1 pseudogene is annotated in these 1,310 nt (G+C 64.4%); it reads right to left on the bottom strand.

Annotation, left to right across the window (positions count from 1 at the left end):
* Positions 1–1,310 (bottom strand): annotated as a pseudogene (locus ABIE18_RS22075) (pyruvate dehydrogenase (acetyl-transferring), homodimeric type); the annotation flags it as partial.

Below are 1,310 nucleotides of genomic sequence, written 5' to 3'. Positions count from 1 at the left end.
ATCCGGGCGGCTTCGAGGGCCCAGGGCACGGACACGCCGGAGGCGAGGATGTTCGCGGTGGGCCTGGTGTCTCCGGTGGTGTTTTCCGGGGCGGGGGCGAGGCGGTAGATGCCTTTGAGGAGCCCGTTGATGTCCAGGTTCTCGGGTTCGGCGGGTTGGGTGATGGGTTCGTTGTAGACGGTGAGGTAGTACATGACATTTTTGTCATCACCGTCGTTGTCGGGGCCGTACATTTCTTCGAGGCCGTGGCGGATGATGTGGCCGATTTCGTAGCCGTAGGCGGGGTCGTAGGTTTTCACGGCGGGGTTGGTGGAGGCCAGGATGGGGGAGTGCCCGTCGGCGTGTTGGAGTCCTTCGCCGGTGAGGGTGGTTCGTCCTGCGGTGGCGCCGATGATGAAGCCGCGGGTCATTTGGTCCGCGGCGGCCCAGAACGAGTCTCCGGTGCGTTGGAAGCCGAACATGGAGTAGAAGACGTAGATCGGGACCAGGGGTTCGCCGTGGGTGGCGTACGCGGTTCCGGCGGCGGTGAACGCTGCGACGGCGCCGGCTTCGTTGATGCCGGGGTGGATCAGTTGCCCGGCGGGGGATTCCTTGTAGGCCAGGACGAGGTCCCGGTCCACGGAGAGGTAGTTCTGGCCCTTGGGGTTGTAGATTTTCGCGGTCGGGAAGAACGCGTCCATGCCGAAGGTCCGGGATTCGTCCGGGACGACGGGCACGAACCGGGCCCCGAAGTTCTTGTCCCGCATGAGGTCTTTGAGGAGCCTGACGAAGGCCATGGTGGTCGCGGCTTGTTGTTTGCCGGATCCGCGTTTGGCGACCTCGTAGGATTTGGCCTCGGGCAGGGTGACGGGGGTGTGGGTGCGGCGGCGTTCGGGGACGAACCCGCCCAGTTCTGCCCGGCGTTCCATCAGGTATTTGATTTCGGGGGCGTCCATGCCGGGGTGGTAGTACGGGGGCCGGTAGAGGTCCGCGTCGAGCTGGTCATCGCTGATGGGGATGCGCAGGTGGTCACGGAAGGCCTTGAGGTCTTCCATGGTCAGCTTTTTCATCTGGTGGGTCGCGTTGCGGCCTTCGAAGTGCGGTCCCAGGCCGTAGCCCTTGACGGTTTTGGCCAGGATCACGGTGGGTTTGCCCTTGAACTCCACCGCTGCCTTGTAGGCGGCGTAGACCTTGCGGTAATCGTGCCCGCCGCGTTTGAGGCCCCAGATCTGCTCGTCGGTCAGGTCAGCGACCATGTCCTTGGTCTGCGGGGACTTGCCGAAGAAGTGGTCCCGGACGAACCCGCCGGACTCGGCCTTGTAGGTCTGGTA

It is taken from the genome of Arthrobacter sp. 2762, from assembly GCF_040548745.1.
Taxonomy (GTDB): domain Bacteria; phylum Actinomycetota; class Actinomycetes; order Actinomycetales; family Micrococcaceae; genus Arthrobacter.
This window is presented reverse-complemented; position numbering and strand designations above follow the sequence as displayed.